Annotated in this window: 8 protein-coding genes and 1 pseudogene; 6 read left to right on the forward strand and 3 right to left on the reverse strand. The window is 37.3% G+C overall.

Features of this window, described 5'->3' with window-relative positions; genetic code table 11:
- Together HMPREF0518_RS11030 and HMPREF0518_RS01800 are read right to left on the reverse strand one after the other, a co-directional pair.
- Window positions 1-456: pseudogene (locus tag HMPREF0518_RS11030) on the reverse strand (hypothetical protein); the annotation flags it as partial.
- A 13-nt stretch (window positions 457-469) separates the two neighbouring features.
- Window positions 470-1,225 (reverse strand): DUF6612 family protein, encoded by a 756-nt coding sequence (locus HMPREF0518_RS01800; protein ID WP_003625540.1) that lies wholly within the window; start codon window positions 1,223-1,225, stop codon window positions 470-472.
- A 162-nt stretch (window positions 1,226-1,387) separates the two neighbouring features.
- Between HMPREF0518_RS01800 and HMPREF0518_RS01805 the strand changes: the two genes are divergently transcribed.
- From HMPREF0518_RS01805 to HMPREF0518_RS01830, 6 genes are all read left to right on the forward strand, one after another.
- The gene (locus tag HMPREF0518_RS01805) at window positions 1,388-2,080 is read left to right on the forward strand and encodes a 2,3-diphosphoglycerate-dependent phosphoglycerate mutase (RefSeq protein WP_003630668.1); all 693 of its coding nucleotides are present in this window, start codon (window positions 1,388-1,390) and stop codon (window positions 2,078-2,080) included.
- 266 nt (window positions 2,081-2,346) lie between these two features.
- Complete coding sequence (gene pcp, locus HMPREF0518_RS01810; protein ID WP_230478121.1) at window positions 2,347-2,904, forward strand: pyroglutamyl-peptidase I; 558 nt, start codon at window positions 2,347-2,349, stop codon at window positions 2,902-2,904.
- Window positions 2,905-2,967: 63 nt separating this feature from the next.
- The gene (locus HMPREF0518_RS01815; protein WP_003625545.1) at window positions 2,968-3,528 is read left to right on the forward strand and encodes an aldose epimerase family protein; all 561 of its coding nucleotides are present in this window, start codon (window positions 2,968-2,970) and stop codon (window positions 3,526-3,528) included.
- Window positions 3,529-3,629: 101 nt separating this feature from the next.
- Window positions 3,630-4,739, forward strand: coding sequence for an LCP family glycopolymer transferase (locus HMPREF0518_RS01820; RefSeq protein ID WP_003625546.1), 1,110 nt, complete (start codon window positions 3,630-3,632; stop codon window positions 4,737-4,739).
- Window positions 4,739-5,356 carry a glycerol-3-phosphate acyltransferase gene (locus tag HMPREF0518_RS01825; protein WP_003625547.1) on the forward strand — a complete coding sequence of 206 codons (618 nt, stop codon included), beginning with the start codon at window positions 4,739-4,741 and terminating at the stop codon, window positions 5,354-5,356. Before HMPREF0518_RS01820 ends, HMPREF0518_RS01825 begins: the two co-directional genes overlap by 1 nt.
- Window positions 5,357-5,391: 35 nt before the next feature.
- The gene (locus tag HMPREF0518_RS01830) at window positions 5,392-8,382 is read left to right on the forward strand and encodes an LTA synthase family protein (protein WP_003625548.1); all 2,991 of its coding nucleotides are present in this window, start codon (window positions 5,392-5,394) and stop codon (window positions 8,380-8,382) included.
- Between the two features lie 46 nt (window positions 8,383-8,428).
- Here the strand turns inward: HMPREF0518_RS01830 and HMPREF0518_RS01835 are convergent.
- On the reverse strand, window positions 8,429-8,830 hold a 402-nt coding region (locus HMPREF0518_RS01835; RefSeq protein ID WP_003625549.1), incomplete at its 5' end, for an ISL3 family transposase.

Raw genomic sequence — 8,830 nt, forward strand, 5'->3', positions numbered from 1 at the left:
TTACGCTTTAACTTGTAGGCCTTAATTAAGTCGGAACTTGGATTAGTGATCAAGTGATTATTCATAATTGCGTCGGTTAAATCCGCATATGAGTGTCCTGTTAATTTCTCTAAATCAGCTTTATACCAAGTATCGCGGCCATTGATATAAACGTTGTTCATATTAACCCATTCTTCGCTAGAACGAGTTTTGCCCTTGCTAGAGGTCTCATTAGTAATATGGTAGACGGTTGAATCTCCACCGAACGTGGTGTTGGCGATAGCTGATTGATTAGAGGTATCAGTGCCAAGAGTGACTGACTGAATAACTTGACCGCTCTTGAAGCCCTTTTTAATTTTTTGAACTACCTGAGTTTTGTTTAAAACTGGGTCAGCCTTCTTTTCTTTTTGACTGCAGCCACTGAGTAAAAAAGACAGTAGCTAATGATATACCGATAATTGCTTTTTTTAATTTCATGATTAAATTCTTCTTATTTTTTGCCAATTTTTCCTAAATCAACGGAGTTCTTTTTAACTGTGCTAGGAATAGATAATTTCTTAATCTGATCAATTTGATCAACATTCATAGTCAAAGTCTTCTTTTGACCATCATCCTTGTAGCTAGAGGCAATTTTTACATCGTTGACGTTGTAATTTTTATCAACATCAACTTGGATCTCGGTGTTGATTGGCTTTACATCATCAATGTCGATACCGATTAAAGTAGTAACTGCAGCGTTAGAGACGATTGCGTTCCAAACTTTTTTGTTGTTTCCTTTATAAATAAGGGCATAGTTGTTGCCGTTTCTTTTTACTTTGAATTGTTTGTGCAAAGGAATAAATGGAATTAGCAAGTTGCCATTTAAACTTTGGATAAATGATGAGTAGGTGCCAGCCTTAGCAGTCGTCTTGAACCAGTGATCGCTGTTGGTACCTTTCATTTGAATGTAGCTATTTTTCCCTTCAACCCACATTTTATAGTGATTAGAGGTTGCAGAAACATTGGCATAAACGATTGTAGGCTTAGATGTATATTGAACTGCGGCCTTTTGTAAAGTTTTGCCATTGCTTTTTTCATTACAAGTGGCATGCATCGAATTGTAATTTGCCTTTTGTGCTTTAGTTAAAATGGTTTTAGCACTTGGCAAATTGTCGCCAGATTTAGTGCTTTTTTGCGAACACGCAGATAAACATAATGCTAGTAAGGCAACTAAGCCTAAAAGTAATTTTTTGTTTTTAAATCTCATTTTTACACTTCTTTTTGAATATTTTTACTTAAAAGTAACACAAAAAGGTAGATAATAAAAAGTGAACATCAAAAAAAGATGTTTTTACTCCTTTCTCTATGAAAAAAACTGTGAAATGTGTAAAATATGGATGAAACATTGAATTTTAAAAGGAGATATTTCATGTCAAAATTAGTTTTAATCCGTCACGGACAAAGTGAATGGAACCTTTCTAACCAATTTACTGGTTGGGTTGATGTTAACCTTTCAGAAAAAGGTGTTGAAGAAGCTAAGAAGGCTGGTCGTTTAATCAAGGAACACGGTCTTGAATTTGATCAAGCTTACACTTCATTATTAACTCGTGCCATCAAGACTTTGCACTTCGCATTGGAAGAAAGTGGTCAACTCTGGATTCCAGAAATGAAGACTTGGAGACTTAACGAACGTCACTACGGTGCTCTTCAAGGTTTGAACAAGAAGAAGACTGCTGAAAAGTACGGCGATGAACAAGTTCACATTTGGCGTCGTTCATACGATGTATTGCCACCAGCTATTGATGATGACAATGAATTCAGTCAAGCACATGACCGTCGTTACGCAAACTTGGACCCACACATCGTTCCTAAGGCAGAAAACTTACACGTATGTCTTGACCGTGTAATGCCATTCTGGGAAGATCACATTGCTCCAGACTTGCTTGACGGCAAGAACGTAATTATCGCAGCTCACGGTAACTCACTTCGTGCTTTGACTAAGTACATCGAAAACATTTCTGACGACGACATCATGAACCTCGAAATGAAGACTGGTGAACCAGTTGTTTACACATTCGACGAAAACTTGGATGTTGTTAACAAGGAAAAGTTGGACGACTAATTTAATTAATGGTTATTCACACAAAAAAGGAACTTCGCAAGAAGCTCCTTTTTATTTTGCGATTTTTATGCAAAAAAAAGCACCCCGGAAGGGATGCTCTATTTTATCAACTTGCCCCAAAAACTATTTTTAAAACATTTGATTTCATAATTTTTTGGAACAAGTTTATTATATTATAAATAAAAATATTTTACCATTTTTTCTAAGAAAAGAGGAACAACATGAAAATATTAGTAACTGGTTTTGATCCTTTTGGTGGATAAAAGATTAATCCTGCAATTGAAGCTGTAAAAAGATTACCTGATGAAATAGCAGGCAATCAGATTATTAAATTAGAAGTTCCTACTATTTTTTATCAAAGTGCGGAAGTGGTAAAAAAGGCGATTGAAAAAGAAAATCCTGAAATGGTAATTAATGTAGGCCAAGCAGGAGGACGCAGTGCTATTACGCCTGAGAGAATCGCAATTAATTTTCAAGCGGGCTCAACTCCCGATAATTCTGGCAAGGGTCCTAAAGAGGGCAAAATTCAAGCAGATGGATTAGATGGCTACTTTACACAATTGCCAATTAAGAAGATGGTCACCGCGATTCGTCATGCCGGCTTGCCTGCACAAGTTTCCAATTCTGCAGGCACATATGTCTGCAACCATCTTTTTTACGAAATTCAATATCTAATTCATCACGATTATCCTAATTTAAAAGCCGGATTTATTCACATTCCATATTTGCCAAGCCAAGCTAAGAATGGACGTTATCCTTCAATGAGCTTAGACAATATGGTAACTGGTTTAACAGTAGCAATTGAAACAGCAGCGATGTATTAAAAATTGACAGTCGCCCCTGTTAAGTGCTATTTTTGTCAATGGAATTAAAGTGGGGAGAAAAATATGCAAACAATTGATAATTCTCTCTTACAAGTCTCTGTCGATGAGAATGGGGCCGAAATGGTCCATCTTGTATCTATTAATGATAATTATGATTATCTCGGCGAAAATGGGACTGAAGAGGGTATGGCAATTGCTTTTCCAGTACTTGATCAAGGCAATAACTGGGCCAGCAAACTGCCCTGGACTGTCGTAGATAAAGGTGATACTCGAGTCAGTTTGACTTTAATTGATACTCCGGAAAGCTATAAGAGTTTTCCGTATCATTTTGAAGTGATGACAACTTATGCTTTGAAGGGCAATCAATTAAAAATATCATTTTATCTAAAAAATTCATCACATAAGGAATTACCATTTTCATTAGGCTTTATATTGCCAAATACTTGGCAAAGTCAAAGCAGCGTTAATAAAATTAGTTTGATTAATGAAGAACATGGAATTGATATTGTTTCGACTGATTTTAAATTAACTGCAGAAGATGGCAAAGTTACTGCTTTTACCGATAAAATTGAATTGGAGGCTGAAAGCAGCCGCAATTTTGAGATTACCTTGACATTGAAGTAAAAATAAGTAACGATTTTAATAAGATGTAGGAAGCAAGTCAGCGATGATTTGCTTTTTTTGTTATAATACACTCAATATGAATTTACATATAGGTATGATTTATGAAGAAAAGTAGAAAAGAGTATAGAAATCACCCGACCGAGACTCGAGTGCAGAATCATAGATATAAAAAACGTCATATTTGGGCGTGGGTCACGGGAACAGTTGCTTTAGTGGCAGTAGTTGCGACTGCGGCTTATTTTGCTTCTGTTTACTTCAAAGCAAAGAATGCCGTCGACAAAACCTATGATCCACATACTGCAGTGAAAACTACAGGTGAATTTAATGGGAAAAAACGTTTTGCCGTTTTATTGATGGGGACTGATACTGGTACTCTTAATCGAACGGAGAAGCGTGGACGAACCGATACCATGATTTTAGCTGTAGTTAACCCTGCTAAAAAGCACTACAAGCTGGTTTCTATCCCGCGTGATACGATGGCACAGCTGGTTGGTAGTGAAGAAACCTTCCGCACCGAAAAAATCAACGCTGCCTATGAAATAGGCGGAGCGAGGATGGCAATGGATTCGGTTTCCGAATTGATCAATGTGCCGATTAAATATTATGCCGTGGTGAACATGGGCGGAATCATGAAGATGATTCGCTATGTTGGCGGTATTAATATAAGGCCAACGCTTAGTTTTGAATATGGCGGCTATGTTTTTGAAAAAGGCAAATTAACCCATATGGGTGGTGCCGGAGCACTGGCTTATTCAAGAATGCGCTACGACGATCCTAAGGGCGATTACGGCAGGCAAGAAAGACAGCGACAGGTCATTGTGACTTTAATTAAAAAGGCTGTCTCAATTAGTTCGCTATCGAATTTGGATTCAATCCTGACTTCGGTTTCAAGCAACGTTAGAACTAATTTGCCATTTAGTGCCCTGCAGCAGATTGCAATGAATTATCGTAATTATGCTAATAGCTCATCTAGTGATTATCTTCATGGTTATAATGCAGAAATTAAAGACGCAGCTTATCAGATTCAGCCAACCAGCGAATTACAACGAATTTCGGATTTAGTTCGGTCAGAGTTGGGCTTAGAAAAAGAAGTTGTTCAGAATAACGAGACTTTCCAAAATGAACAAAATGAGGCTAACGGCTTTAGTTTTAAGAGCGGTAAGACGCAGCATTATCATATCTATGATTACACTGGAGAAGGGGATAATTAATGGAGCGAGTTTGGGCCACGCTGATTGGCTATGTTTTTGGCAATTTTTTGACAGCGATGGTTGTTGGTAAAATCTTTTTGAAAATAAATCCTACAGAATATGGTTCGTATAATCCAGGAACGGCTAACATGGGGGCCGTTTTTGGAAAGAAATGGGGTATTTTAACTTGTTTAGGCGATTTGCTAAAAAGTTTAATTGCCCTGTTTATCGTATATTTTGCTTTCCCAGTACATATCAATATTGCATATGCTGGGTTAGGCCTGATTTTAGGCCACTGTTTTCCAATTTGGGATCACTTTAAGGGTGGTAAAGGCGTTGCCGTTGCTGCTCAGGTGGCGGTCTTTTATAATTGGAGAATTGGTTTTGCAACTTTGCTGGTTGCTCTTGTGTTAACTGCAATCATGCAAAACTTGACGATGCCGCCAATTGTGTTTATGCTTTTATTCAGTGTTTATGCTTTTTGGCATAACCAACAGGCAGGAATTGTCTTTTTGGTGATTACTTTGATCATGATTTTCAAATTCTGGCATGATATCATAGATTTCTTTACCGGTCATGGCAAAAAAGTCGATATCTTATATTCGATTAAGAAGAAGTTGGGAATTAAGAGCAAGTAATGACAAAAATTTTAGTAAGGACATAGACTAGGAAAATGAGTGAGATTAATAAAAAGAAATCACTAAGTGTCGGTCAAATTATTTGTATAATTTTGGCTGCATTTTTAATGCTAGTGCAAATGTATTCATGGGGTAAAACCTTTGGCAGAATGCCATTGAGTACCTTAATGAGATTTGTTCCAGGGATGTTGGACAAGGCAACGTTAGTGCTTGTGCCAATGGTCTTTGGGGCTGTATATAGCAAAAAGAAGATTCGACCAACTGAGGCCTATAGATTCTGGATCATTGCGGTCGTAACACTAGTACTTTTATACTTGGTTAACTTCTTTAAGCGACCAGGTAGCTTTAACATGTGGAAGCTTTGGGGCGTATTCTTCCCAGTTTTGACAAGTACCTCAGTATTGCTGGCTGGATTGATTTTTAGTATTTTGGCTCAACCATATTTATATGAGTTGCAGCATCGAATTACTACTAAGCAGAACTTATTGCTTCTTAGTGCATTGACATTAGTTGGCTTTGCCACTAGTGCTGGTACGATGTACTTCAATTACTCTATTTACGGCGCTTACCTTATTTTGTACTTTGCTTGGGGGATGTTCTTAGCCAACGTTAAGATCCCTAAGAAAGTATTCGGCTGGTCAATTGCCGCTGGAGTATTTTCATTCTTTGTAATGTTTATTGGTGTTCCAGGATTTAACGGTGTTTACTGGTATCAACGTTTGTCTGGTCGTAGTAGCGTTTACTCTTGGACTCCTAAGTTTTTAAGCAATCCTGCTTCACCATTCTTATTCTTAATGGTTTTGGCAGCATTCTTAATCTTTAGAAAAGTAATCGTTAGCTATAGCGCTAAGGATATGCGTTTCTTTATTCCAGTAATTATCTTTATGGATGCACCAATTATTGGTGGCTTCGCAAGCTCATTCCGCTTTACTAACAGCGCTGGTTTCAACAAGTTCTCGATGATCGTCATTATGATGATCGCAGCTCTTGCGTTGAATTATTTATATAACCGCTTTTTATTTAGAATAAAGCCGATTAAGAAGACAGTTGAGTTCTTCAATAATCATGACAATTTAGCTGAAGTTCTTGAATATGGTTGGAAGAACTTTACAGCTTGGGTAGTTGAAAATCGAGTAAGACTTCTTACTTGGGGCTGGTTCTATATTCTGAGTTTGGTTTCATTCTTAATTGAATCAGACAACTTAAGAATTCAAATCACCACGGCTACTGATATCAATGCCTTAATTTTCTTGCTCGGAACTAGATTCTTTGCAATTATTTTGACAGCCATTTTCTTGGATGCCATGTTTGCAATTTTCTACTTCATCACGACTCGTTACTGGACCTCAACCATTTTGGTCAGTGTAATTACTATTGGTTGGGCTATTGCCAACAAGACCAAGCTTAACCTTCGTGGTGAACCTATTTATCCAACTGAACTTGATGAAATTGTTAACTGGAAGACTTTGCTTCCAATGGTTGGTCAACAAAAGGTAATTATGATTGCCGTTGCTTTGGTAATTGTAATTGCTTTGACAATCTTCCTTGAAATCGAGTTTCCAATTAAGAAGAAAGGTTCATGGAAACGCCGTGGTATCTGGGCATTGCTTAGTTTGCTTTTGTTTATGACACCAGCTCGCTTCAACCATGATGGCGGAATTATTTACCACATTAACCGTGGTTTTGATAACAAGCAATCATTCAGAAACCCTGAACGTGATATCCAAATTAACGGTCCTGTCTTAAACTTCTTGAACTACTTCGATTTACAGATTATGAATAAGCCATCTAATTACTCCAAGGCTACGATTAATCACTTGAATGAAAAGTACGGCAAGATCGCTGATGAAATTAACAAGACTAGAAAGAATACTTTAAAGGATCAAACTATTGTCTATAACTTGAGTGAAAGTTTCGTTGATCCATATACTTTCCCAACAGTTAAGATTGATCCTAAGGTTCCAAACCCAGTTAGGTTTATTCAATCAATGAAGGACAGATCTACTTACGGTAGCATGCTTAGTGCAGGTTACGGTGGTGGTACTGCCAACATGGAATGGGAAACTTTGACAGGATTTAACATGGGTATGTTCAAGTCAACTTTGACTCCATATGTTCAAATTGTGCCAAATTATGACTTCTACCCAACTCTTGGTATGGACTTCAATTACAAGTCTGCTGTTCACCCATTTATTGGTACTTACTACTCAAGAGTAGAAGACTACAAGAGATTTAAGTTCAATAAGTTTGTTTACCTTGGTTCTAAGTACAAGATTATTGACCAGAAGAAATTAGGCAAGAGTAGTTACAACTCTGACTTCACTACTTATGCAAATGGTTTGAAGCAAATCAACAGCATGAAGGGTGGTCAATTCATCAACTTAATTTCTATTCAAAACCACATGCCTTACAACAATTGGTATCCAAACAACGAATACATGGGTAAGGTATCAGGTGAACTCTTTAACACTGCCGCTGTTCGTGAACAAATGGCAACTTACATGAAGGGTGTTCAATACACTGATAAGGCTGTTAAGAAGTTCATTGGTCAAATTGATAAGATCAAAAAGCCAATCACTATTGTCTTCTACGGTGACCACTACCCAAGTATCTTGTCACAAAACTACACTGCTAAATATCCTGTTCAAATGCACGCTACTCGCTACTTCATTTACTCAAACAAGTACGCAAGAGAACATGGTGCTAAGGAGAAGTTGACTCACAACACTAACTACGCCAACACTAGTGACTTCACTGCAATGATGCTTGAACAAACTAACTCTAAGGTAACTCCTTACCAAGCATTACTTACTGAAGTACACAAGAAGCTTCCTGCAATCACTATTAACTTTAATGGTGATAAAGGCTTCCAATTAGTTGATCAAAAGGGACACTTCGTTGATCCTAAGAAATTGACTTCAGAACAACAAGCAATTTTGAATGATTACGAAATGGTTCAATATGATATGACTGCTGGTCAAGCTTATGGCTTGAAGGCTAAGGGATTCTACAAGTTGAATAATTAAACGGGCTCTTTGTCAAATCCTGCTGATAATGAGTAAATGAAGAGAATCAAGCAACCATTAAAAGGCTGTTTGGTTCTTTTTCTTTGTACAGATTTTCTTCCAAACGAATTCTGGTTAAGAGATTGGTAAAACTAGAATAGCCAAAGGCAGTTCGTTCAATTTGTTTAATTTTGCGGTTGAAGCCTTCAAGACAACCATTAGAATAAGGCAATTCTGCTCCATTGAGCACTGCTGTTAGATTGTGTTTAAAGGTTAATAGTGTTTTGTGCATTAGAGTTCCAATTTGATCTTTGCAGTTGATTAATGACTTAAGCTTTTGAGTATTACCCGTTTCAATGGCTTGAATAAAGTCCTGCATTAGGTTATATGAATTCTCTAAAGCAGTATTGGCATTGATGCCTTCTGTGACTACTTGGGCTTGAGTTAAGCAGTCTTTATAATGCCAATT

Source organism: Lactobacillus helveticus DSM 20075 = CGMCC 1.1877 (assembly GCF_000160855.1).
Classification (GTDB): domain Bacteria; phylum Bacillota; class Bacilli; order Lactobacillales; family Lactobacillaceae; genus Lactobacillus; species Lactobacillus helveticus.